The 24,227-nt window shown below is 23.8% G+C and carries 34 protein-coding genes and 4 pseudogenes; 13 read left to right on the forward strand and 25 right to left on the reverse strand.

Translation table 4 applies throughout. From position 1 onward, the window contains the following. Positions 1-488: 488 nt before the first annotated feature. Positions 489-1,409, reverse strand: a complete 921-nt coding sequence (locus SCITRI_RS04585; protein WP_237237829.1) for a hypothetical protein — start codon at positions 1,407-1,409, stop codon at positions 489-491. A gap of 830 nt (positions 1,410-2,239) precedes the next feature. Here SCITRI_RS04585 and SCITRI_RS09975 point away from each other — a divergent pair. The 5 genes from SCITRI_RS09975 (at position 2,240) to SCITRI_RS09985 (ending at position 3,207) form a co-directional block, all read left to right on the forward strand. Then, entirely contained in the window at positions 2,240-2,407 is a 168-nt protein-coding gene (locus tag SCITRI_RS09975; protein WP_157092855.1) for a hypothetical protein, read from the forward strand. Continuing rightward, positions 2,391-2,513: a hypothetical protein gene (locus SCITRI_RS12150; RefSeq protein ID WP_257785664.1), complete on the forward strand. Its 123-nt coding sequence runs from the start codon at positions 2,391-2,393 to the stop codon at positions 2,511-2,513. Before SCITRI_RS09975 ends, SCITRI_RS12150 begins: the two co-directional genes overlap by 17 nt. 13 nt (positions 2,514-2,526) lie before the next feature. Continuing rightward, positions 2,527-2,703 (forward strand): hypothetical protein, encoded by a 177-nt coding sequence (locus SCITRI_RS09980; protein WP_157092856.1) that lies wholly within the window; start codon positions 2,527-2,529, stop codon positions 2,701-2,703. Positions 2,704-2,851: 148 nt separating this feature from the next. After that, complete coding sequence (locus tag SCITRI_RS04590) at positions 2,852-3,049, forward strand: hypothetical protein (protein ID WP_071937407.1); 198 nt, start codon at positions 2,852-2,854, stop codon at positions 3,047-3,049. Positions 3,050-3,063: 14 nt separating this feature from the next. Then, complete coding sequence (locus tag SCITRI_RS09985; RefSeq protein ID WP_155522113.1) at positions 3,064-3,207, forward strand: hypothetical protein; 144 nt, start codon at positions 3,064-3,066, stop codon at positions 3,205-3,207. A 1,002-nt stretch (positions 3,208-4,209) separates the two neighbouring features. Here SCITRI_RS09985 and SCITRI_RS09990 read toward each other — a convergent pair. The 8 genes from SCITRI_RS09990 to SCITRI_RS04625 all read right to left on the reverse strand — a co-directional run bounded on the left by SCITRI_RS09990 (position 4,210) and on the right by SCITRI_RS04625 (position 6,649). After that, entirely contained in the window at positions 4,210-4,386 is a 177-nt protein-coding gene (locus SCITRI_RS09990; RefSeq protein WP_157092857.1) for a hypothetical protein, read from the reverse strand. Next, entirely contained in the window at positions 4,376-4,555 is a 180-nt protein-coding gene (locus SCITRI_RS04600) for a hypothetical protein (RefSeq protein ID WP_071937411.1), read from the reverse strand. Before SCITRI_RS04600 ends, SCITRI_RS09990 begins: the two co-directional genes overlap by 11 nt. Before the next feature lie 2 nt (positions 4,556-4,557). Continuing rightward, positions 4,558-4,680 (reverse strand): FHA domain-containing protein, encoded by a 123-nt coding sequence (locus tag SCITRI_RS12155; protein WP_257785665.1) that lies wholly within the window; start codon positions 4,678-4,680, stop codon positions 4,558-4,560. Positions 4,681-4,779: 99 nt separating this feature from the next. Continuing rightward, positions 4,780-5,175 (reverse strand): hypothetical protein, encoded by a 396-nt coding sequence (locus SCITRI_RS04605; RefSeq protein ID WP_071937413.1) that lies wholly within the window; start codon positions 5,173-5,175, stop codon positions 4,780-4,782. Then, positions 5,129-5,425 carry a hypothetical protein gene (locus SCITRI_RS04610; protein ID WP_071937414.1) on the reverse strand — a complete coding sequence of 99 codons (297 nt, stop codon included), beginning with the start codon at positions 5,423-5,425 and terminating at the stop codon, positions 5,129-5,131. Before SCITRI_RS04610 ends, SCITRI_RS04605 begins: the two co-directional genes overlap by 47 nt. Positions 5,426-5,485: 60 nt before the next feature. After that, complete coding sequence (locus SCITRI_RS04615) at positions 5,486-5,722, reverse strand: hypothetical protein (RefSeq protein ID WP_071937416.1); 237 nt, start codon at positions 5,720-5,722, stop codon at positions 5,486-5,488. Continuing rightward, positions 5,712-6,287: a hypothetical protein gene (locus tag SCITRI_RS04620; protein ID WP_071937418.1), complete on the reverse strand. Its 576-nt coding sequence runs from the start codon at positions 6,285-6,287 to the stop codon at positions 5,712-5,714. Before SCITRI_RS04620 ends, SCITRI_RS04615 begins: the two co-directional genes overlap by 11 nt. Before the next feature lie 170 nt (positions 6,288-6,457). Continuing rightward, positions 6,458-6,649 carry a hypothetical protein gene (locus SCITRI_RS04625; RefSeq protein ID WP_071937419.1) on the reverse strand — a complete coding sequence of 64 codons (192 nt, stop codon included), beginning with the start codon at positions 6,647-6,649 and terminating at the stop codon, positions 6,458-6,460. Positions 6,650-6,676: 27 nt separating this feature from the next. Between SCITRI_RS04625 and SCITRI_RS12585 the strand changes: the two are divergent. Continuing rightward, a pseudogene (locus tag SCITRI_RS12585) lies at positions 6,677-7,225 on the forward strand (IS30 family transposase); the annotation flags it as partial. 224 nt (positions 7,226-7,449) lie between these two features. Here the strand turns inward: SCITRI_RS12585 and SCITRI_RS04635 are convergent. The 5 genes from SCITRI_RS04635 to SCITRI_RS04655 all read right to left on the reverse strand — a co-directional run bounded on the left by SCITRI_RS04635 (position 7,450) and on the right by SCITRI_RS04655 (position 13,473). Next, the gene (locus SCITRI_RS04635; RefSeq protein WP_071937421.1) at positions 7,450-10,425 is read right to left on the reverse strand and encodes an Mbov_0399 family ICE element protein; all 2,976 of its coding nucleotides are present in this window, start codon (positions 10,423-10,425) and stop codon (positions 7,450-7,452) included. A gap of 1,162 nt (positions 10,426-11,587) precedes the next feature. After that, positions 11,588-11,779: a hypothetical protein gene (locus SCITRI_RS04640; protein WP_071937422.1), complete on the reverse strand. Its 192-nt coding sequence runs from the start codon at positions 11,777-11,779 to the stop codon at positions 11,588-11,590. A 401-nt stretch (positions 11,780-12,180) separates the two neighbouring features. Continuing rightward, entirely contained in the window at positions 12,181-12,441 is a 261-nt protein-coding gene (locus tag SCITRI_RS10715; protein ID WP_071937423.1) for a DNA methyltransferase, read from the reverse strand. Further along, positions 12,416-13,006 carry a DNA methyltransferase gene (locus SCITRI_RS10720; RefSeq protein WP_071937424.1) on the reverse strand — a complete coding sequence of 197 codons (591 nt, stop codon included), beginning with the start codon at positions 13,004-13,006 and terminating at the stop codon, positions 12,416-12,418. The genes SCITRI_RS10715 and SCITRI_RS10720 overlap by 26 nt, the downstream gene beginning before the upstream one ends. 254 nt (positions 13,007-13,260) lie before the next feature. Continuing rightward, positions 13,261-13,473, reverse strand: a complete 213-nt coding sequence (locus tag SCITRI_RS04655) for a hypothetical protein (protein ID WP_071937425.1) — start codon at positions 13,471-13,473, stop codon at positions 13,261-13,263. A gap of 280 nt (positions 13,474-13,753) precedes the next feature. Here SCITRI_RS04655 and SCITRI_RS10000 point away from each other — a divergent pair, with 280 nt between their 5' ends. Next, positions 13,754-13,915, forward strand: a complete 162-nt coding sequence (locus tag SCITRI_RS10000; protein ID WP_155522114.1) for a hypothetical protein — start codon at positions 13,754-13,756, stop codon at positions 13,913-13,915. 266 nt (positions 13,916-14,181) lie between these two features. Further along, a complete protein-coding gene (locus SCITRI_RS04660) occupies positions 14,182-15,243 on the forward strand; it encodes a hypothetical protein (protein WP_147077247.1) in 1,062 nt (353 codons plus the stop codon). A gap of 163 nt (positions 15,244-15,406) precedes the next feature. Here SCITRI_RS04660 and SCITRI_RS12160 read toward each other — a convergent pair whose 3' ends face one another. Continuing rightward, complete coding sequence (locus tag SCITRI_RS12160; protein WP_257785666.1) at positions 15,407-15,538, reverse strand: hypothetical protein; 132 nt, start codon at positions 15,536-15,538, stop codon at positions 15,407-15,409. 64 nt (positions 15,539-15,602) lie between these two features. Between SCITRI_RS12160 and SCITRI_RS10010 the strand changes: the two genes are divergently transcribed. Then, entirely contained in the window at positions 15,603-15,749 is a 147-nt protein-coding gene (locus SCITRI_RS10010; RefSeq protein WP_162302562.1) for a hypothetical protein, read from the forward strand. A gap of 27 nt (positions 15,750-15,776) precedes the next feature. Here SCITRI_RS10010 and SCITRI_RS04665 read toward each other — a convergent pair whose 3' ends face one another. Together SCITRI_RS04665 and SCITRI_RS04670 are read right to left on the reverse strand one after the other, a co-directional pair. Next, complete coding sequence (locus tag SCITRI_RS04665) at positions 15,777-16,268, reverse strand: lipoprotein (RefSeq protein WP_071937427.1); 492 nt, start codon at positions 16,266-16,268, stop codon at positions 15,777-15,779. 668 nt (positions 16,269-16,936) lie between these two features. After that, positions 16,937-17,818 (reverse strand): annotated as a pseudogene (locus tag SCITRI_RS04670) (IS30 family transposase). 119 nt (positions 17,819-17,937) lie between these two features. Here SCITRI_RS04670 and SCITRI_RS04675 point away from each other — a divergent pair. Continuing rightward, the gene (locus SCITRI_RS04675) at positions 17,938-18,339 is read left to right on the forward strand and encodes a lipoprotein (protein WP_071937428.1); all 402 of its coding nucleotides are present in this window, start codon (positions 17,938-17,940) and stop codon (positions 18,337-18,339) included. 15 nt (positions 18,340-18,354) lie between these two features. Here the strand turns inward: SCITRI_RS04675 and SCITRI_RS04680 are convergent. Further along, positions 18,355-18,681 (reverse strand): annotated as a pseudogene (locus SCITRI_RS04680) (spiroplasma phage ORF1-like family protein); the annotation flags it as partial. A gap of 615 nt (positions 18,682-19,296) precedes the next feature. Here SCITRI_RS04680 and SCITRI_RS10015 point away from each other — a divergent pair. From SCITRI_RS10015 to SCITRI_RS04690, 3 genes and pseudogenes are all read left to right on the forward strand, one after another. Further along, on the forward strand, positions 19,297-19,467 hold the full coding sequence (locus SCITRI_RS10015) for a hypothetical protein (protein WP_157092860.1): 171 nt from the start codon (positions 19,297-19,299) through the stop codon (positions 19,465-19,467). Between the two features lie 267 nt (positions 19,468-19,734). Next, complete coding sequence (locus tag SCITRI_RS10020; RefSeq protein WP_155522117.1) at positions 19,735-19,899, forward strand: hypothetical protein; 165 nt, start codon at positions 19,735-19,737, stop codon at positions 19,897-19,899. Positions 19,900-19,998: 99 nt separating this feature from the next. Then, positions 19,999-20,572 (forward strand): annotated as a pseudogene (locus SCITRI_RS04690) (DEAD/DEAH box helicase). Here SCITRI_RS04690 and SCITRI_RS04695 read toward each other — a convergent pair. From SCITRI_RS04695 to SCITRI_RS04715, 7 genes are all read right to left on the reverse strand, one after another. After that, the gene (locus SCITRI_RS04695) at positions 20,522-20,836 is read right to left on the reverse strand and encodes a hypothetical protein (protein WP_071937432.1); all 315 of its coding nucleotides are present in this window, start codon (positions 20,834-20,836) and stop codon (positions 20,522-20,524) included. The pseudogene SCITRI_RS04690 and the gene SCITRI_RS04695 sit on opposite strands and share 51 nt — an antisense overlap. 159 nt (positions 20,837-20,995) lie before the next feature. After that, positions 20,996-21,121 (reverse strand): hypothetical protein, encoded by a 126-nt coding sequence (locus SCITRI_RS12165; protein ID WP_257785667.1) that lies wholly within the window; start codon positions 21,119-21,121, stop codon positions 20,996-20,998. Positions 21,122-21,135: 14 nt separating this feature from the next. Continuing rightward, the gene (locus SCITRI_RS04700) at positions 21,136-21,333 is read right to left on the reverse strand and encodes a hypothetical protein (RefSeq protein ID WP_071937433.1); all 198 of its coding nucleotides are present in this window, start codon (positions 21,331-21,333) and stop codon (positions 21,136-21,138) included. A gap of 83 nt (positions 21,334-21,416) precedes the next feature. Beyond that, positions 21,417-21,671, reverse strand: coding sequence for a hypothetical protein (locus SCITRI_RS04705; RefSeq protein ID WP_071937434.1), 255 nt, complete (start codon positions 21,669-21,671; stop codon positions 21,417-21,419). Positions 21,672-21,684: 13 nt separating this feature from the next. Next, positions 21,685-21,816: a hypothetical protein gene (locus tag SCITRI_RS12170; RefSeq protein WP_255401094.1), complete on the reverse strand. Its 132-nt coding sequence runs from the start codon at positions 21,814-21,816 to the stop codon at positions 21,685-21,687. 36 nt (positions 21,817-21,852) lie between these two features. Continuing rightward, positions 21,853-22,638, reverse strand: a complete 786-nt coding sequence (locus tag SCITRI_RS04710; RefSeq protein WP_071937435.1) for a restriction endonuclease PLD domain-containing protein — start codon at positions 22,636-22,638, stop codon at positions 21,853-21,855. An 83-nt stretch (positions 22,639-22,721) separates the two neighbouring features. Continuing rightward, positions 22,722-24,224 carry a hypothetical protein gene (locus SCITRI_RS04715; RefSeq protein ID WP_071937436.1) on the reverse strand — a complete coding sequence of 501 codons (1,503 nt, stop codon included), beginning with the start codon at positions 24,222-24,224 and terminating at the stop codon, positions 22,722-22,724. Positions 24,225-24,227: the final 3 nt, after the last annotated feature.

A 24,227-nucleotide genomic window follows, 5' to 3' on the forward strand; every position in this document is an offset into this window, starting at 1 on the left:
TATTTTATCATATTTTATTCTCTAAACTAATGAATAATAATTGTTCGTAATTGTTTAAAATGATAATTTTTGATAATTTTAAAAATTTAACAAAATTTTTAAAATAGCAAATGATTTTTAACTTTTTAATAATATAATAATGTTATGAAAAAGAGAAAAAAATATTATGTATGATAAAAAAAGCAAAGTTATTGTTAAATTAGTGAATTTTCCGATTTCTTTGTCCGAGATATTCGAGAATTTGTTAATGTTGCTGACAATATTGAAGTAGAAGTTCTTGATTTTGACCCTGTTAAAAAACATTTCAAATTAAGTTACAAAAATTGTTGTCCAGAATTATTGAAAAAGGACAATAATTCAGTGGAAGAAACACTGCCAAATTCAGAATCATTACCTAATAAGCATGATTTATTATCAAAATAAATAAACTAGTAAAAAGTATAAAAAAGGTAAAAAGTAGTTTGAAACTACTTTTTATTTTGCTAAATTTAATTGGTTTTGTAATCGCTTTGTTTTTTACTACTAATTTTATTTTGTGCAAAATAGAATCCAAAGTAATATCCACTAATAATTAAGGCAAAGGTAGTGTAAACAACAATTGTTTGGACCGCCATTGGAACTTTACCATTTGTATAACTAGCTTTTGAATTTGTAAATTCCATAAAATCATATGGAAAATAACCTGAGAATGACATATCTGGCATTGGTTTTCAACTATGAGTTGCTTTTAAAATATAACCAAGCATAGTAAATACTAAGAAATATCCTAGAATTGTTGCTAAACTATAACCTCATCAACGTAACATAGTTATTTTATTATAACTTAAATTATGATGTTGATAACAAGTAAAATAATAAATCACACCTAATAGTGGAATTAAAGAATGTTGTAAAAACATACTCATTCATTGAATTGGTAATCAGGTTTTAAAATCACCTGTAATCGGTAAAGAAATATTATAAAAGAATAAGGTAAAGCAAATAACTACCATTGTTAATAGTCCAATTTTACTATTGTCATATCGTCCTTGCCCTTCTTTTAAGGTATTAAAAGCAGAATTAAGGAAGAAGGCAGAAAAAATAAAAGTTGAATATGATGTATATAAGGTTAAATTCCGAAAAATAACCATAAAACTAATACTAATATCTGATCAACTTTGTAACTCTGATAATTTTGTTTCATATTTTGGTACTCAACTTTTTGGAAATATTCCCTGATTTTTACACCATAATGTTAGTGATAAACTAACACTAGTAAAAATAATAATTGAAATAATTGGTAAAAGACCAATTATTAACTTAAATCAAAATCGTCAGCTTTTAGTTAAAGTCTTAATATTATTTTTTAATATTCAAGTTTTATTATTATTTAGTTTTAATATTGTTTCGTTGTTTGTTATATTTTCCATTTTTGGGCCTTTCTAATATAATATTTTTCATTTTACTGGTTTTCAGTAAGAAAAGCAAGATTTTAATAATTTTTGTAAATGTATATTGTAAATGTATATTGTAAAATGAAATTCGCCAAAACAACTCTTAATTAAAGGGTTGTTTTTTTATTTGAAATAAAACAACTCCTAAAAGGAGGTAATGATGATTAAATAACAAAAAATATGTGATGTTAATGATTGTTATAAATTATCATCATTCACAACGAAGAAACTGGTTTGTTAAAACTTTGATTTTATAAAACTTAATGCAGAGTGGGACAGTTATTTTATAAATAACTAAGTGCTTCTATAAGAACATGAGTATTAACTCATTCCTACAGCCGTCCGAGGCAAGTACTGAAATAGTTTATGAGTAAAGAGGTAAAACGGCGTTGGTTATTATTTTTAATAACTTGCGATAGTGGTGATGTGTCCAAGGCTAACATCTAACCACAATAAAAATAGAGATGATGACACAAACAATTAAATTTGCAAAAAGTTGTGGTTGGTTGGAGTTTAAATAGCATTCGGTCCTTCATATGGGTGCAAGTAAATTTAATTTCAAAAACTGAGCGTCAAATCCCAGAGCGAAAGCACAAATGGGCACGGAAAAAGGAAGACATATATGTCTGGCGTCAAATATAAAAATATAGGAGAATTAAAAAATGACATAATATAAAAGTAAATATATTAATAAAACTTGAGATGAAATAACAACATCATTTGATTGAGTTAATTGTCAACCTATTGATTGTCGTATTCCACATCATAAAAAACATTATGATTTGCAATGTTTAGAATGAGCAAAAATGTACTTAAATTTATTTAAAGATAAATGAGGTGTTATTGCGTCTTATATGGAACATTACAAAATTAACGATATTTTAGATTTAGCATCAGATGGATGAAAAATATTACAATTTGAGAAAAAAAATAAAAGGAATAATTTAGGAGGTAAAGATGAAAAAGTTAACTAAAAAAATTATCAACAAAATAAATGAATTAATGCTTAGAAGTTATTCAGCTTCAAAAGATGATACTACAGATGAACATTGAGCATTAGGTTTACGCAAAAAGAATTAGGAGGAATTAAATTATGAATAAAAGATACTTATTAATTATGAAAAGTGATTTTTCAAATGATATTTTAACTAAATCATTTTATACATTAGAAGAAGCAAAAATTACTGCTAATGTTGAAAATAAAAATGGTTGAATAACAACCATTATTGATTTAGAAAATGAAAATATTAAATGAAAAGGATTTGAATAATATGGAAAAAATTAAGATTAGAAATTATGAAATTACATTAGAAGAATATCAAAGTAGATACTTTATTAGATATACTAAGAGAATTTATGAAAGCAAATATTCTTAAAAGTAGTGAAGAATTGATTAAAAAATAAGGAGAATAAATAATATGAAAAAATATGTTGCTAAAAAAGATATTAATAATTATTTAGATAAAAAATTTGAAGAAGCAAAATTTAAAACCACTCAAGCTGATATAGATAATATTTGAGAAATAAGTGATAAAGATATTAAAAAAGCAATGGAAGAAGTTATAAATAATCCCTTTTGAAATCAACTATTTAAGAATTTATTAAAAAATGATTAAAGGAGATAAATAATATGTGAAAAGATGAAAATGGCAAAGTTTACACAGAAGAAGATTTATTTAATGAAGCATTAGAAGAATGTCATTCAGAAGAAAGTGCTTATGACTATATTGATACTTTAATTGTGGAGATGAATTTTCTTTTAATCGGTGCATAACTTGTGGTTGAAAAACAATGATTGATTTAACAGATATTATTGTTGAATAACAAAAAATAAATGATTATTTAGAATATGAACCATTAGATTTACAAGGTGCTAAATTAAACGGTGCTAAATTATGATGTGCTGATTTAAGAGGTGTTGATTTAAAAAATATTAAAATTAATAATAAAAAACGGAAAATATATTATTCTAGCTTTATTCGAAAAACAGTTAATTTGTATTTGGATCAAGAACAAGAAAAAATATGAAATAATTTACCACAAAACTATACTTTTTCTGAAAAAGTAGAATATTTTATTAATTATTATATTGTAAATAACAAATAAAAAATAACCAATTAAGGTTATTTTTTTAAATGCTATTTGTAAGTTTTTCAATCGCTTCTTTTTTAGCATATTCTTTATCATTAATTTTAACTTGTTTTTAATTGCTAATTCTGTTGCACTTTCAGCACCGCGTAAATGCTTTTCATGTGCAATTACAGCAGTTCGTAATTCTCTAATTTCTGCTTTATATTTTTTAATTTTTTTTAGCAGATAAACCAAGAACGCCAAGACTACCAGTTCCAAATGAACCTGCTAATACAAGTAAAACAATCATTAATGTATCTGTTGAAATATTCATTTTTTTATTTCCTTTCTATCCTTACTAAAACAGTGACCATCTATTCTTTCAGAACAAAATAATTTATAAAATAGACTATATAACCACCCAAAAATATCTACCACCCCTATATAGTCTATTTATTTCATCTTTTTTTAAGACAATATTGATTTCAACTTTCAACTTTTTCTATTGTTTGTTTACAATTATGACAAATATTAACATTATGTTTTTTAAGATATTTACGAAATATTAATCAACCAAATAATATTAAATATAAAATATAACTTGGTATTTTATAAACTTATTCTAAACATTTACCAATTGGTAATTTAATTGCTGGTATTTTAGGTATTTTTGTCGTTAATCAAGCAGTACTATGTAATAGCAGTACTATGTAATATTAGACATATCCAAAAAACCACCATCAGTTATATAGTGTTGACCAAACATAAACTCTTTAACTGGTTCTAATGTTGGTATTCAATTAGAATGTAAACTAGTAAAAAATAAACCATATAAACTTAAAAATGGAGTATGATATAAAATTGATAAAACATTATATCGCATAACGCATAATATATGCTTTTTTAATATGAAATAGATATTTATCATATTTTAAAAACTTACGATTTTTTAATGCTTTAAAACTTTGACTTGGATTTCTTTGTTCAAAACCTAATCTTTGTCAATAAGTACCATTTTCATTTTTAATAATAATATTTTCTTTATCTATCATATTTACACCTCTTGTCGGAAAATACGAACACTATTAATTGCTGTATTATTACCAGTAGAAACATCAGTTAAATAAACCCGACCACTAGAATTAAATAAAGAAAGGTCATAAGGGATTTTTCCCACATCACCAGCAAAACAATTTGATTGTTGTTTTACTAAAGTCTTATTTTCTTTTGTTTTAGTAAAATAAGGTGGTTCAAGTAATAGAAACCCCTCAATTTTTTAAAAATTAGTTGGTGATATTCTAACGTCATAACGATATTTTTCTGAAAATTCAGGAATATCAATATAAGTTGAACTATCAGGTGTATATGATATCGATACTTTTTCTCATTTAATTTTTTTATTTATTTCAAGCACTCATTTTAACATTTGTTCAATAGTATCTTTTAAACCTTTATTTAAAGATAATTTATTATTTTCAATAGATGGTATAACACCGCCTTGTTTTGCTTTTCATACATTATTTTCATAATAAATCGTATCATTATCAAAAGAAACTATTAATTTAATATACTCATTATAATCAATCTTACTAAAATCATTAGTAGGATAAGTTATATTAATTGAATTATCTGTTTGAAATCGTTCTTTTAATCAAAAATAATAATGTTTCATAAAATATTTTTTTAGTAATATATTTATATTCTTCTTCTCATGGATGAGCATAATTTCCTAAATTATAATTATATGGTCTTATATTTGTTTTACTAGATATAATATCAATTATTTCACCTGCTAATTTTAAAGCATTTTTAACATCACGAGTAGTATTTTCATTTGCCTCAGGGTCATTAGTTTGTGAATATGCTACTCCCCCTTGTGAAAATGAAGCACTCCCAGTTAGATCATTTACACCTTTTGGCAAATATCAATTCATAACTGCTAATAAACAAGCAGATTGAATATAACTTAATCATTTATCATATTAAATTACACCTGTATTATCTTTTTTTACTCATGGAAATAAATCTTTTTTATTAATCTTATCGGAAATTGTTCCACCTGATAATCTATCCATTCATAAACTAGTTTTTAAAATAGCATTATAAATTAAATTATCATTATAAGCAGATTGTTTTCTATCATTAATTGGTTGTCAAAGTTTACTTTCTTTAACATCTTCAACTGTTATAAATAACAAATTATTTAAATTATTTTCCATATAAAACACCCCTTAATTGATTACGATATTTATTTTTTAAATTAGATGGTTTATAACTATTAACTTTTCTTTTATTTTTATTAATTGTTTTAGTAGATTTATTAACCTGATAAAATTTACTACTAACTGGTGTTTTATATAAATTCTTAATATTTTTAATATCATTTCGGCGTTCACGATATCATTTTTTATTATTAATTTTACCAGCAAAATTAAAATTAAAATGCCCAATCTTTAAATTATTAATAAACTTTTTAATTTGCTGTAATTTTTGAACTGTTGGTAATGTTAATTTAATATTTCCTTTTGGGTATTTTTCTTTTAATTCTCTTGGTAATCTTTTTCTAATATAATTTCTTAAATGACTAGGTAATCATTTTCTTAATCAATAACGCCAAAATAAAGTCCTTGCATTAGATACAGCATTACTTAATAATTTTCAAATTTCCACTGGAACACTAGGATAAACATATGGACCATAAAACTTAGGGTTTTTTGCTGTTTTTGTATATATTAAAATAGTTAAATTACCCGTTAAAGTTAATTTATTTGTAATATTAAACATACCACTATCAAGTCAACTACTATTTAAAGGTTGTCAATTAGTATTTAAATAATTTTCATTTTTAAATTGTTCTCTATTTTGAATATTATTTTCTTTTTCTAATTGATTTAATATTTGTTGAATTTCTTTTTTATAACCTTTTTTAATTAAATTTAAGTAAGTAAATGGATCTAACCACTGATAAATATCTTCAACATTTTAGTAATTTTTTTATATTTACCAGTAGTATATTCAATTGGTTTTAATACTGTTTGTTTAATTTGATTAACTCTATTAATTAAATTAACAAATTTACTTATTAATGGTTTATTTTCTAAATTAGAAACTAATAAAGTTAATATTCTTAAAATTAATAAATTCATAATTAGGTTTTTTTAGTAGCAGCAGGAACAGTTAAACAGATTAAGTGATTAAACAAAAATTTTAATACTTTACATAATACGCCTGAAACAATTTGTAAAATGTATGATATTAAATTTGGCGAAAAATTTCCAATGTGTTTTAAAACACTTTATAAATATATTTATTTAGGATTATTTAATATGGATAAAAAATATCTTTATTTTAAGTGAAAGAAGCGAAAAACAAAAAATAGTACTGATAATCGAGGTAAATTATAAAATTACAGAACTATTGAAGAAGCAAAACATGATAGATATGAATTTGGTTGATTTCAAATGGATTGTATTGTTGGAGCTGACCATAAATCTGCTGTTCTTACTTTTACAGAAGAATTAACTAAATTTACTATTGCTGAAAAATTAAGAGAACAAACAGCTGAAGAAGTTGTTAAAACGATTAAAAATATTTTTGAGAATAGATTATTTAAAAATTGTATTAAAGGCATTATTACAGATCAGGGTAAAGAATTTAGTAAATGAAAAGAAATTGAAAAAATTACTGGTTCTAATGTTTATTTTTGTGACCCTGGTTCACCAAAATTATTTTTATATGATGCTATTATTTAATTAATAATAGCCTTGAAAAAACGAATTTCCATTTACAATATACAAAAACAAAATATTAATGTAAATTGTTAATTTATTTTTAAAAATGTTCAAACCTTATTTTGAATTATTTTATTTTTAATAGAAGAATATTTTAAATAGTTCTTTTTAAAGAAATACTATAACGATATTTGTTCGTTTGTTCTACTGTTGCCCTATCGAATTCTTTTCTTAAATCGAAAGTAAAATCATATTCCACCAATTATTATTCCAATTATTGGAATAATAATAATGGGCAACAATCATCGTAAATATCTTTTATCAGAACCATCATTTGAATTATCTCCCGGAATAATTGGTTTATTAGGGTCAATTGGTTCAATTGGACCTGGTGGAATATCTGGTGGAACTATGGCATTAACATCATTTTCAAGACTAAAAGATGTCATTCCGGTTGTTAAATCACTAGCATTATTTGCATATAAAAAAACAGTTATTTTCTTTGTTTGTGTTGTATTATCTAAAAAGTCTTTAAAAATGATATCATCAAAATATCCGGGAACATTATTGTGACTATCATCCTCAGGCGGAATTTTATTAATTGAAATTCCATAATCTTGGTTAAAAACTAATTGAGAATATTTTGGGTATAAACCTTTATTAATATTATCAATAATTCATTGTTTTAATTTTTCAATCGTATAACCTTCAAAATTATATTTCCCACTTTTAAACTTAATTTTTGATAAATCTACGACTTTCTCTGGGTCGTAATTTTTTGAATTTTTAATGCTTCCCTTTGCTTCACCAATTAGTAATGATGATAATGGTTTTGCTTTAATTTTGATATCAAGATATTTTGGACTTGTTGCATTATCTAATAGTGATTGTAAAGCATCAGGATTACTATTAATATCAACGCCTTCTTTGGTAACAACCGTATAGTCATTTCCTAAAACAGCGCCACTTACTTTTTGATTAATATAATTTTGGGCATAACTTAAAACTAAAGTACGGATTTTATTTGTATCAATTTCGTTCATTTTAATTGCTGGGAAATTACCTGAAATATCATAATAATTTGCTGGATTTGGATCTGGTGGAACTTTTTGAGCAATAATATCACTTGCATATTCTTTTCAATAACTAGCAACTTGTTCGTAGTTTAAAGCTAACATTTGTTCAGTATTTAATTTTTTAACATCAACTAAATAATTTTTTAAATGCACTCCATGAATAGTTGATCAAAATTCAACAGCTTGATTATTGTCAATAGTATCTAAAAAGCGTGGATATTTATTTTGATATTCTACTCCAATAATTGCATACTTTTGGGCAGTTGTTCCATCAGCCATTGTAACAGTATAATGTCAAATTCCAGTATCTGCTCAATAGTTTCCTGTTTGATCAGATTGAATTTGTTGGTTCTTTTGTCGGTCCGTGGGACTAGCAACACCTAATAAATTGCTGGCATTAACAGCACGCCGATAAACTGAAGTAATATTTTGATCATTAAAAACTTGGTTCACACCCATTCCCGAAATTGAACCTTCTGCAATAAAACCTAAGTCATAATCTTGTGGATTTTTCTCTGGATTAATTACTTCTCCGTTTTTATTTAACGGATCAAGTGGAGTTGGAACCTCTGACTTATGTTTAACTCACAAAATTTGAGTTTTAGTTCCTGTACTTGGATTAATTTCTGAATCATATTTTGGATTAGGCTTACCATCTGGTAAGGTTTTTTTCACAAGTTCAGCTTGATCAGGATTATTATTTGGATCTCAAGCATATCATTTTAATTGCAAATTAGGAACAAGCGTTTCAATTACAATTTCAATGGTATATTGTTCTTGATAAGTTCTGTCCTTATAATAAATATCAATTCGATAACTATGTTGTTTATTTGTTCCAGTAATTCGTTTATCTTCTAATGTTGCACTAAATTTATTGTCTAGCACTGAAACTGGTTGACCATTAATTTCGACATATTCAGGATTAATTGTTCCATCATCAGCTTGTTTTAAAGCATCAAATTCCATTCCAATCGAAGTATGATAACGATATTTTCCACCATAACTCTCTGCAATATTTGGTGGTGCTAATGTTTCTGGTTCATCAGTAACCATCACTTTTGTTGAATCATTTTTATCAACAATTTTTCCTGGAATAATATGTAATCGTTTTAAAATTATATTTGCTCAATAACCACTACTTAAGCGAAGATTAATGGGAGTAACAAATGTTCATACTTCTTGTTGGCCAGTTTCTGGGTTCCGAAATTTAATTAAGGTTGTTGCTTTCCGTGTTTCATCAGAAAAGGACGGTGGTTGAATAAAATTTGCTCAACTGTCATATTCATTGCCTAGTTGTTTTCTTATGATTTCATTTAATTTTGTTGGTAAATCATTTCCCTGGCCAGTTGGATCTTTAATATTACTATGATCTGTTAAACTACCAGAATAATTCGATGTAAAATCTAATGTTTTACTTAATGCAGAATTTAAATTATTTTTTAATTTATTAACATCATGACTAGAATTAAATGTTAACGATTTAATATTTACTCCTGCGCCAGCACTAGTTACTTTATCATTTCCTCCGGCAATAACGACAATATAAACATAAAAATAAAACATATTCCCACTAACACGATAATCTCAAGCAATTCCTTCATGGGTATTGGTATCATCATCAAAACTTAAACTATAAACTGCTAAAAAATCATTTCAATTAGTACTTCAACCTCCATTTGCTCCACGAGAATTAACTTGTGAAATAAAATAACTATAGTTATCGGGATAAGCACTACTTTTATTTTGAATTCTTTTTGTTAACGTATCATTATAATTATTGTGGTGAAAAAAACTTAAACTAAAGTTTATGTTAATTGAATTATAATAATTAAAAAATTGGTTATTATTGTTGGCATACTGTGAAATATCAACCGCATATTCATATCGTTTAACAGCTGATTGTTGTTGGTGAACTTGGTAGCTATAAAAACCATTATTAAAATTTTTCGTAAAAGTTGGATAAATTGGGGCAACAGACTGTGTCTGCATTAGTTTTAAATTATTTATTGAATAATTGTCTTGCTGTAACTTGTTAGTTTGGTTTTGCAAATAATAATATGTCATTGAATTTGGAAATAATGTACTTGCCAGCAAGAATAAAATAATTGCTTTCATTTTTCCTTTCCAAAATCTAAATTAAAAAACATTATAAATAATTATTATTTTAATTTACTTAATATAAATGTTATTAATTTAAATTTTTATAACTAATCTTCATTTACCAAGTAGTAACTAAACATGGTCATATATCTTAGATGTTATCATATTTTTAAGTTTAATTTCATATGAATTTACTAAATTTAATTAAAAATAACACTTTTATTATATTTATTAATATAGACATTAAATATATTCTATTGTCTTATATCATCTAAGATTTTTTATAAAATAACTACATATTTTTATATACTCATCAAATTGATAATATTTACTCAAAAATTATAAATATTTACAATTAAATATATGTAATATTTTTAAATTAATATTATTTTTTCTAAATTTGTTTGTATTTACTAGTCAAAAGCAAAAGAATTTATATAAGATATAATTAAATTATTTTTTTCATCATTTATTTCAAATTCGGGAGAATTTTCATCAATTATTTCAAAATTTGAAGAACTATTTGGTAAATCTTTTAAAGACTTCTTAACAAAAGAAAATTCAATATTATGTGAACCTATATCTAAACAATTTTATTATATTTAACAAAATTATTATTATCAATAAAAACATCAATTATAGCTTTTGAATTTATATATTTATATGTATTGGTTTCTAAATATATTTGAATTAATTGATCTTTATAAAATACATGGAATAAATATAAAATTAATTGTTATGAATATCAGTCAAATATTGTTTATTCAATATATGAAATAATTAAAGCAATTCATAGAGAAAGCAATATTAAAGGCTACAAACAAATTAAATTAGACTTGGAAGAGCAAAATATTAATGTATAAAATTCAACGGTTTATATTTATATGAAATTAGCTAATAGAATTTCTAGCGTTAGAACTAAAACAAGAAAAAATATAAATCATTTTTCAAAAATAACATATGAGCATATGTTGAGTAATTAACTGCTTAGAAAAATCTATTATTAAAAGAAAAATAGTTAAAGGAGAATTAATTATTAGCTTAGATCAAGGCCTTTATTTTACTTCAAAAAATTATGAAAGATTATTAGTAAAATATGGCATAAATATAAGTATGTCTAGAAGAGGAAACTATTTAGATAATTCTCCAATTGAAAATTGATTTTCAATATAATTTACTATAATAATCAAAAAAGAAAGGTTTTAAATTTAAAAGTGCTTTTATTTCAATATGAAATGAAAGCACTTTTAAATTTAAATTCTCAGTTATTTGAAACTGTTCAGTTTTCCAATATATTTTTAATTTCTGTTAATTCAGCTAATCGTACATCTCATCAAATTTGTCAACTCATTTTTGGGCATAATTTCATTTTTACACCCTTAGAATTTTCAGTTACATAATTATTTCCTTTAAGAGTTCAATTTTTATCAATTTTAAATATACCTGAACTAACATAAAAAATTTTGTATACAAATTGGTTACCTAATTCATTTTCTTTTTTTGAATATGGAATAAGAAAACAAGAATAAGTATTTGAATTTATAAATTTAGTAATTTCATCTAAATTTCCATTAAATCTGCCTGTTCTATGATTAGAAATAGTTATTCTATCTTTTTTATTTGACCTGATTTAATTTGAATATCATTAAGTTTACCACTTTGCTCTAAAATTCGCATATCATAGTCTATATCATGACCACGGCCTTTTCAAGAAACAGATTCTGTTTTAAAATAATCATTTTTTATCGCTCTTACAATTAATTTCTCTAGTTATCATGCCTCACATCTTCTACCTTTAAAGAGACTATGAAAAGATTTTAAATCATTTTCATACTCAGGATTTAATTCTATACCTAAATACTCAATATTATTAATTTCTGCAACTGTGCATTCAGAACCTGAGCCAGCAAATGGTATTAAAGTTCTTCCATTATTACCATTTATACGTGAAAAAATTAATTTTTCAGTTAATTCAGTAGGTTTTTGCGTAGGATGTATTATTAACTTATGATTTTCACGTTCTTTTTTCACTTGAATGGTATAACTTATTATTACAATCTTTGCACATAAAATGGCGTTTAACCATTCCTGTTCCTGCTGCTAAAGCAGGTATTTTTATAACATCTCTAGGCAATGCACCTTTTTCATTAACTTTATAAATTGTTGTTTTTGTTCCAAATCTTCCTTTTGTATTCATGCGCTCTTTTACATTTAATTTCATATAACTATCTGTATAAGGTTCTCTTATCTGATCAATTTCTAAATTAGGTCTTTGATCTTTTCATAAACATAAAATAGCTTCATGTGATCTTTGTCAAAAATTAGAAGAAGGTGATGTTTTATTAGTATAATGTCAAATTAAAAATCTTTGTTTTTCAATAGGAAATTGAGCTACAATTCTTGCCAAAATTTCAGAAAATCCATATATATACAATAGACCATTATCAGATAAAAAATTTAAACATAATTTAATTCATTTTTTAGTTCAATTAATGTATTTTTTCAATTCCATATAATCAATATTATTACCAAAATCTTTTCCAATATTGTATGGAGGGCCTGCTATTATTACATCAAATTTTATACTCTGATCCATTTTTTTAAAACTTCAATAACATCTCTGTTTATTATTTTTGATTTAAAATTAATCAATAATATTCCGCCTCCATATTTTTTTATTTATAATGCATTTATTATAGTGCAAAATATAATACAAAGTTATTTTTTATTTCTTTTTTTTGTTTTTTGTTCTTTTTTGAAACTTATTGTTTTTTCTATAAGACAATCAAATCTTTCTTCTGGTGTAAGTTTATCTCAATTAAGATTTTATTTCTTCAAAATATCACCTCTTTAAATAATTATATATTCAGTTATATCAATTTTTTCGTTGATTTTAAATCTATTATAATATTCCGTATGAGCAGAATTTAAAGTAATTCCTGGTTTTGTTATATATGGTTTTGTAATTTCATTAACAAGATGTAACGTAATAATTTCAGCCTGTGATATAAATTTTGGTATTACAATATGTTGTTTCAAAGAAAGATTCCCTTTAACTTTCATAATTAAAATATTCCTCCCATTTTTTATACTCATACAATGTTTTACTAAAAGTTCATTAACAATTCTAGAATCATAAATTTCAAAAATCATATTTATATAGTATGTTAAATATTTAATTTTATTGGTTATAACTTCTGAATTTTCAAAATCAGTAGTACTTAATATTTTAAAATTTTTGTTTATTAAAGTATAATTTTTATTTATTATTAATTTTATGAAAAAAATTAATAATACATTAAATCAAAAAATATTATAATATTCTTAAAAGGAGAATACAAATATGCCAAAACTAAATAACTATGCATGTCAAAATTGTAAAACTAAATTTGGTAATATTATGGGTGACGGTGATAAAGAAATGGAAAAAATATTTATAAATAATTTGGTTTGTAGTAAGTGTGATTTATGTTATCATTGTTGTAAAAATATGCATAATTATTAAAGATTTGTGAAAAAAAATTAATATATGATTGAATATTTGTTCCTATATTTCAAATTTTCATTATTTAGTTACTCCTTCTTCAATACAAATTCAGCAAAATACAACAATCCAAGACAACAGTACAAGTTATATAATGATTGATGAAAAAGATATTTTAATTAATGATATTTCAAAACAAGATAAATAATTTTTAGAAACATTAGACTTAAAAATAATTTCTATTAATAAACCAATTAGTGAAGACAATAAAAATGAATGCTATATCATTGAAGAATATAAACACCCCCTATTCATTAGAGGGGATTGATATTATTAAATCTATGCATTTAATTAAAATAACTGACTTTAAATGAAAAAACCAAAATAGTATTCATTTAGTATTACAAAAATCATTGTCCGAAGATATAGTATTTACTGGGATTGAAATTAAATATCCTAAATCTATGTTATTTGGTAATATTAAATGCTTAGGAAATATCAATGGTGTTTATTCATATCCTTCATCAAATATTGAAAATGCTAGTTTAGTACCATTATTATCAATGCCATTTGAAACAGAACCTAATTTAAGAGTATTTAAATATTGATTTACAGAAAGTTTTTTACCTTGAAGTATTGCTAAAAATTACATTCAAGGAAAAGATGTATTAGATTTAATAAATAAAAATGGTTTAGATAAAGTTTTATTAAATTATTTAACATATCGCTACAATTATGATAGAAAATTTCAAGGAGCAAAATACGATGAAAAAGGTAATCCCACAAATAAAGCGGCCGAATTACACCAACAATTCGAAGGACAAAAACCCGAAGAAGTAATTGATGGTTTATTTGAAAATTGAAAATTAGATAATCCAACTCTTATTAATGATAATGTTGTCAAAAGATTTAAACAAATTATCTATATGTTATCAAATTACACATATAGCAAATATGCAATTAATAAAGGCTATAATGATGATGTTAAATTATTTTCGCCTTATTACTTTGAATTAGTTTCTAATCCAAGAGAAGAAGAAACTGAATATTGAGTATTTGAAAGTTGCAAAGTTGAATTAAATTCATTATATTTTAATTTTAGTGGCAGTGGTCCTATTCCACCTGAACCAATAAATTATTGAATGAAAGTTTATGCAAATGATAAACCATTTATTACTGTTGATAATAAATATTATTTTATTGTGTGGCGTGGTGATAAAAATGATGATTGAAAAATTATTAAATTTAAACATTTTGAACAAAAAGAAAAAGTTTTAGATAAATATGATACATATGAACTTAAAACATCTCATTTTGGTGGTGATTTATTTATAAAAATGGATTTGTAGGTTATGATTGAAATAAAGATGATGGAACTTATTTTAAATCAGTTTATCGTTGAAATAAAAATAGTGAGCCAAAAAACAATATTAATAACAAAGACAATGAAATTAAGATAACTGTTAAAAACAAAGATATTTCAGAAAATCCTATTTATCAATTAGAAGCAAATTATTTTAATTGATTATCATTAACAAATGAATTAGAAACAAATAATATACCTTCTCTTATTCCAGCAGAAATCAAACTTTCAAATGGTGAATATGGTAAATATTTAACTAATTTAATTGTTTTTAATGACAAAATAGAAGATTATTTAAACTATTTTTCGCAATGATATAAATTACTTTATTCTAAGTTATCTTGAATGAGTATGACTAAAAATTTAGTTGTAGATAATATTAAAATAACTTATGATGTTAAAATATTTGCTTTAAATCAAATTGAAATATCTGGAATATGGGGTGATGGAAATTATGATATTACAATTTTTACAATTAGATTAGAAATATAAAAAGTCATTTATTAAAATGACTTTTTATTAACTAACTTGGATTACACCATCTTTATTAACTATTAAATTAGGTTCTTGTATATCTAAATTTCAACGATAAACTGATTTAAAATAAGTTCCATCATCTTTATTTCAATCATAACCTACAAATCCATTTTTATAAATAAATAAATCACCACCAAAATGAGATGTTTTAAGTTCATATGTATCATATTTATCTAAAACTTTTTCTTTTTGTTCAAAATGTTTAAATTTAATAATTTTTCAATCATCATTTTTATCACCACGCCACACAATAAAATAATATTTATTATCAACAGTAATAAATGGTTTTTCTTGTGGTGCTATTCATACTAAATTATATTTGATTTCTTGGTTATCAGTATTAATTTTGTTTTCTGCTTTTAATTTTTTTAATTCATCTTCATTATATTGTAATTGTGTATTACAAGCAACTAAACTGGTTGTAGTTGTCCCTATTAAGGTGAACGTACCTAAAAGACTTAATATCTTTTTCAATATGATAATTCCTTTCGCTAAATTTTTTATATATTATTTTTATAACATACTTGTATATATATACAAGGATTATTTAATATTTTGAAAGGAAATTGTTTAATTTATTATATGCAGAGGGTCAATTTGGCCTCGCGGTGATTTTCGATAATTTTGTGAAAAATAACTTAAAGTTTAAAAAAATTTATACCGCGCTTTTCAAAGTACTTGGGAAAAATTCTAAGCGTTAAGCGAAGAATTTTATAAAGGTTCCCAAATTTATTTGAAAGGTTTTGTTAAAATTTTTTTAAGTTATAAACCATTCTATCACAACAATTTAAGAAAATTAACCACTTGGCCAAAAATTATATTTACTTGACAAATTAAGAAAATAATTATACATTTTAAATAGAGATGATTAGTAAATTAGCATCTCATCATCTAGATCGGTATTTTAAATATCAGGTCATCCCTCTTTTTAAAAAAAGAGGGAGGCATTAAATGAAAGAAATTTTATATGATGAATTATGTAAAATTAAGTGCAACAAATATTTACTAATTAAATAATATAATAAAAATTACAAAAATCAACCATAAATTTAAATAAAAATTAAAAATATTTTAATTTTTATTTTATCCATATTTAAACAAACTAAAAAATTATTTAATATACATTTTTAAATATTTATTATTTATATATTCTGCAAAAACATTTCTTTAGCACTTATTCATTTTAAACACGGTCGGAGTTTATCATTTATAACATTAACTACTCAATCTATTTATTTTTGACTAACATTATTAAAATCAGTTCCCTTAGGAAATCAATATCTTAATTTACTATTCATATATTCAATTAAAGGTTTTTGTTGTGGTGAACCAGGATCACAAAAATACACTTGTGTTTCAGCAAATATTTCCATTTCTCGTCATTCACTAAATTCTTTTCCGTGATCTGTTATTATTCCTTTAATTTTTCCAATTAAATTATTATTTATAACAATATCTTTAAACTTTTCAAAAACTTCATTAGCAGTATGATTTTCTAATTTTATTGCAAAATATTTTTTACTTGATTGTTCTACTAAAACTAAACAACTAGATTGATGGTTTTTTCCAACAACAGTATCCATTTCAAATCATCCAACATTAGAAACTTTATTTTCAATATCTCAAATTGACTTAAAATCAGTTAATTTACCACGATTATCAGATTTTCCTTTTGTTTTATATTTTTTACCACGATGTCGCAAATTCTGTTTTAAAAAACCATAAAAACCTAAACGAATTCATTTATACAATGTTTTAACACAAACCCGAAATTTAACACCAAATTTTAAAAAATAACGATAAATAAATTCTCTCGGAGAATCACAATATTTATCTTACTTATAAGCACTATATTCATCAATAGTTTTAAATCTCTTAATTTCTCGTAAAATAGTACTACGATGTCTATTCAAAAATTTAGCGATTGCAGAAATATTCTGTTTACCATTCTTTTTTAAAAACATTTTTGATAATAATAATTGTTCTAATTTAACTTTATCTATAAAACTCAAATGACTATACATAACACTTATATACCTTTCATTAACTTATAAAATTAATATTTAATACAAAATAATTGATATATAATTGATATATGAAATAATATTAATTATATATAAAACAATAAAAGGAGACAATCTAAATGAAAAAATGACTTAGCATAATAGGAGCAATCGGATTAACCGCAACAAGCACAACAACACTAATCAGTTGTAAAAAAGAAAATAATAATAAAAACGAAGAAGATAATAAACCAGAACTACCAGATAATCAACAACATAATCCACAAAAACCACCAAAAGGTAGTAATTGAAAATTAATTAATGGTTTTGTTAATGAAAAAAATAATGATAATAAAAATTATATTGGAATTATTAAAATTGAAAATGGTTTTATAATTATAAAATGAATTGGAAAATATATAGATTATAAATATCAATATATTAACATTTATCGTTGAGATGGCGTTGGTGAACCAACATTACCTCAAATAGATAAAAATACCGGTGAAATTACTGACTGAAAAGAACAAAAAAGGAACTAAATAACAGTTCCTTTTTTATATTAATCGCACAAATTTCATAAAAATAATTAATAAAAAGATATTTGTTATTGCACTATACAACGCTGGATTAAATTTTCATACCTCAAATATTTGACTAAAAAAACTATATACTGTTTCAAAAACCTTACCAACACCACTCGCTAATTCATTAACTTGTTTAACTACCGGAATAGTATTAACAATTCAAATCACCGCACTTCTAATATGAGCACCAAAATCTCATCAACCATCTGGCATTACATATTGCACTTGTCATCATTGTTTATCGGGGAACAAACCACCATTATTAATTTCTTGTCAGTTATAAATCCCAAAATTAAAAGGCATCGTGTACAATGAAGCGGCAAAAAACAACTCTTGTTAGGGTTGTTTTTTATTTGAAAAACAACTCTTGAAAAACAACTTAATAGCAGTGTGGGACGGTTATTTTAAATAACTAAGTGCTTCCATAAGAACATGAGTTTATACTCATTCCAACAGCCGTCCGGGGCAAGTACTGAAATAGTGTATGAGTAAAGAGGTAAATCGGCGTTGGTTATTATTTTTAATAACTTGCGATAGTGGTGATGTGTCCAAGGCTAACATCGAACCACAATAAAAATAGAGATGGTGACACAAACAATTAAATTTGCGATTAGCATTCGGTCCTTCATATGGGTACAAGTAAATTTAATTTCAAAAACTGAGCGTCAAACCCCAGAGCGAAAGCACAAATGGGTACGGAAGAAGGAAGACATATATATGTCTGGCGTCTAATTTAAAAATATAGTTGCAGATTTTTAATAGATGCTAAAACAAACATAACACCGCCACCGCTCAGCCCCAGTGAAGCGGATGGCGTAGTAAATAAATAGATAATACTTATGTAACTAATTCTCGCTTTGTCACTTTCACTTGAGAGTGAGTGCCAGTGAGTTAAAAAGGAGAATTAAAAAAATGACAGAATATAAAAGTAAATATATTAATAAAACTTGAGATGAAATAACAACATCATTTAATTGAGTTAATTGTCAACCTATTGATTGTCGTATTTCACATCATAAAAAACATTATGATTTTCAATGTTTAGAATGAGCAAAAATGTACTTAAATTTATTTTGAAGATAAACGAGGTGTTATTGCGTCTTATATGGAACATTACAAAATTAACGATATTTTAGATTTAGCATCAGATGGATGAAAAATATTACAATTTGAGAAAAAAATAAAAGGAATAATTTAGGAGGTAAAGATGAAAAAGAAATATTGTCTTAAAAAAAGATATTGAGGTTAGCTTTAAATGTGATAAACAAAATAAATATATTCTTACACACAATGAAATTACTGATGAACATTGAGCATTAAATACTAAAAAGAATTAGGAGGAATTAAATTATGAATAAAAGATACTTATTAATTATGAAAAGTGATTTTTCAAATGATATTTTAACTAAATCATTTTATACATTAGAAGAAGCAAAAATTACTGCTAATGTTGAAAATAAAAATGGTTGAATAACAACTTGAACGAAGTTATATTTTTGAAAAAAATTAGATTAAATCGTCTAATTTTTATCATCCTAATTCTTACCAAATCGTCGTAAAATATTAGAACAAAATAAGCATTTAATAGTAATGCCAACTGGAACGGGAAAAACAATGGTTGTTGCTTTTGACTATAAAAATCAAGTTAAAAATAATAATTATCCAAGTTTATTATTTATTGCACATCAGAAAGAAATTATTGAACAAGCACAAAGAACATTCCAAAATGTGCTTGGTGATTTAAATTTTGGTTTTATTTTTTCTGGAACAAATAAAGAAATTGAAAATAATTTACATATTTTTGCTACTATTTGAACCATTTGAATTTAAACATATAATTTTTGATGAAGCCCATCATGTTGAATCCAATACTTTTCAAAAAGTATTTAATTATTTTAAAGGAGAAAAAATTGGAATTACAGCTACACCGGAGCGTACTGATGGAGTTACAGTTGTAAAATATTTTAATAATGATATAGCTTATGAATTACGAATTTGGGATGCAATTGCTAATGGAATGCTTGCTGAATTTGACTACTATTGTATTAACGATGATTTTTTAGATTTAGTTAATGTGGATATGAATAAAACTAATGATATTTGAAAACGAATTAAGATTTCTGATCAAAATAATCTTTTATTGCAAAAAATTAATGAATATAATAATATTAGTACGAATACGATTTAAATCATCTTTAAATGATTTAATTTTTTCTAATGGTTCTTTAAAAACAATATCAATTTTAGTTAAAGTTGATGGAATATCTTTTAAATGCACATCTTTATAACCAGTCGTATTATATTGATTACGATGTCTGTATATAAATTCTGCTAATTCTTGTCCATTTTCATCAATTCATTTTTTAATATTTAATGCTTTTAAACTTAATTCTTTAAAATCATTACCTTTAATTGCAAAAGGGAAAGAAACATTTTGAACTATATTATTCATTATTAATCCTCCTCAATAACAGTTAATTTATCTAATTTTTTTTGTAATTCTAGCACCTTGTAAATCAGCACATCGTAAAACAGCATCTTCTAAATCTATTTTTGTTCTTCAACAGTAACTCCTGTTAAATTTTTAATTAAATCTTGTAATGTTTTTATTTTATAATTCCTCCAATTTTTTATTTTCAATTTCAATTTCATAACGATCCATAATAGCCAAACCATAATCTTTATAACAATCTGGATAGTTATCAAACATTTCATTTAATAAATCTTTTAAATTCATATTATTTATCTCCTTTAATCATTTTTTGATAAATTCTTAAATAGTTGATTTCAAAATGGATTATTTATAAATTCTTCCATTGCTTTTTTAATATCTTTATCACTTATTTCTCAAATATTATCTATATCAGCTTGAGTGGTTTTAAATTTTGCTTCTTCAAATTTTTTATCTAAATAATTATTAATATCTTTTTTAGCAACATATTTTTTCATATTATTTATTCTCCTTTAATATAAGTTCTAATAATTTAATAGTTTTTTTATTATTTCTAATACTTTCAGTATATGGTTTACACCTATTTAATTCTTTTTTTAAGATATCCATTAAGATTTTCAATGTTTTTTTCCGCATATTTTATTCGTTCCTTTATTGATACCTCGTCATCACCACTTAATATTTTTAACAAAAAATTACCATCATTATCAATAATATTAATAGCGGTATCTTTATCTTGTTCTTGCAATGAAATTTTATAGCAGTATTCATCATCTAATTTATTAATAATTTCTTTTTGAAATTCTGATAATTGTAAATTTCTTATTTCTTTCATATTATTTATCTCCTTATTTTTTAATCAATTCTTCACTACTTTTAAGAATATTTGCTTTCATAAATTCTCTTAATATATCTAATAAAGTATCTACTTGATATTCTTCTAATGTAATTTCATAATTTCTAATCTTAATTTTTTCCATATTATTCAAATCCTTTTCATTTAATATTTTCATTTTCTAAATCAATAATGGTTGATTGGATAAATCAATTAGGTTTTTATTTCAATTTTTAGCAAAAGCCATTTTAATTTCATTAAATAATTTTTGATCTTTAAATTCAGAAATTTTAATATTTCATTCGCCCCCAGTTATTAAACCAGTAACTGTCATATTTGAAGAACCTAAAATTGCTGTCGAAAATCCTGTATTTCTTTTAAAAATGTAACCTTTACCATGAATTCGTTTCTTAGTATTATCAACATCTTCAACTTTTACTTTAAAATTAGAATAGAAATCAATTAATTTACATAGTTCTTCTAAATCAACATAATTTCCAGTTCCATCAAAAGTTGTTGTAATCATATTAATTTGCTTATTTCTTTTGTTTAAACTTTCAATAATATTTTCAATTTTTCTTAAAATTGGTTTAGAAATAAAAGGTACTATGATTGATACTTCATCAGAAATTATCATTTCTTTTTGAAAATCATCCAATAGTTTTGAAGAATACTCATTAGTATATAAAAAAGATTCAGATAAAGGAATTGAAGAACGATTTTTATAAAAATCAAATTCACGTTCTCTTTGTATTGACACTAATATTTTATTTGATTGCTTCGTTTTAGAAATAACCTCATTATTTTTTGATAAATAAGTTGCCAAATAATTATTAATATCAAAAGAAGGATCTAATTCATTAAAAGTAGTATTATTTTTAATATTAATATACTTATAAGAAAAAAATTCATCTTCTTTAATATTTTCTAATAATAAAAGTTCACGTAATCCTTTGTTTTCTTCCATTCTTTTTAAGCTCACACTCTCAGTATAACATATAAAAATAGGATTGATTTTAAAACCAATCCATAATTTTAATATCTAATTTTTTAACTAATTGTCTCTTCAAAAATAGTTTGAATATTATTTAGTAAGTTTCCTTTAATATATGTTAATTCATTGTCTAATAAATGACAACTAGTTTTAACATCATATCATAAGACATGATCATTAATTGTTGTCTTTTTAAAGTTAATTTTATTAATATTTTCTTTTAATAATTCTAATAGTTTATCACTTTCCAAATGATCAATAATTAAATTAATTGCTTGTTGATTTGAAGTAAATTTATAGCCTTCAAAAAAATTAATAAAATTCATTGCATATTCTTCTTTTCATTTTGGGTTTGTTGAAAAAATATAATCTTTAAATTCAAATAAATGCATTTTTTGATTAAATGATCAGTAAAAAGCTTTAATTTGACTAATAACTTCTGGACTAATTTGTAATTTTTTTTCATTAACATTAAAAGTTGAACTTAAAAATTGCATAAATAAATTAATTATAATTTTTTCAGCAGCTGTTTTAACTTCTTTATGATATTTATCAAGGTTTTTTTGAATTAAAGGAACATCATAAAATAAATTATAATCAATTAAAAAAGCATACTTAATCCGGTTTCGTAAATAATTATCATATAAAGCTTGATGAATTTTTTTATTCACAATTACATTACTATAATAATTCATAATTAATTTATCATTAATTGGTAAAGCTAATAAATAATCAATAAAAAACTTATTTAATCCTTGGTACTGAAATTGCATAATTTGATGATATGATAAAAAATATTTTCGATATTGACTAACACTCATTTTTCGTCAAATGGCTTCTGAACTAGTTGGATTAGAAAAATCAAAGGTCAACTTTTCTGGTTTAACAGTTGTTCATTCCGAAGGTTCTTCTACAGTTGGTTCAAGTTCACCTTTTAAAATGATATTTCGTTTAGTTGGATCAATATAATTATCGTCATCGTTTGACATACTATGTTGTTTGTTAAACTTAAAATATTTTTCTTCGTTCGAAGGATTATTAACGATTAAATCGGGAATATCATATAAAGCAATTACTGGTTTTTCTTTTTCATATTTAATTGAATATAATAACTGAATAAAATTAAGATACCGATCTGGAAAAGATAAACTACTAAAATCAATTATTTTACGTGGTGTTACTACTTTTGCTTTTGGTTGCGGTTTTTCTTTTTGTTCAGAAATAGAACTTAATTTTTCAATTGTTTTTGTTGACGGTAATACGGCAGGCTCAATTTCTCCTGGTTCTTCTTTTTCTTGCTTCTGACGACTAAATGATTCTAATGTTTCATTACCAACATAATTATATCCGCGCAGAAAAACAACCCGATTATCTTTTAATAACGTAATAAATTGATTTGCTTGCTCAGAAGTTACATTTGAGAAATACGTATGAATTAAATTTAATAACTCTGCTTTAATAATCCGATTACCATTTTTGGGTAAATATGTTTTAAATAAATATATTTCTAAATCCTTAAGATTTTTCATTTTTTTAATTTTAGTTAAATCAAATTTCATAAG

Origin of the sequence: Spiroplasma citri, from assembly GCF_001886855.1 — a bacterium.
Taxonomy (GTDB): domain Bacteria; phylum Bacillota_I; class Bacilli_A; order Mycoplasmatales; family Mycoplasmataceae; genus Spiroplasma; species Spiroplasma citri.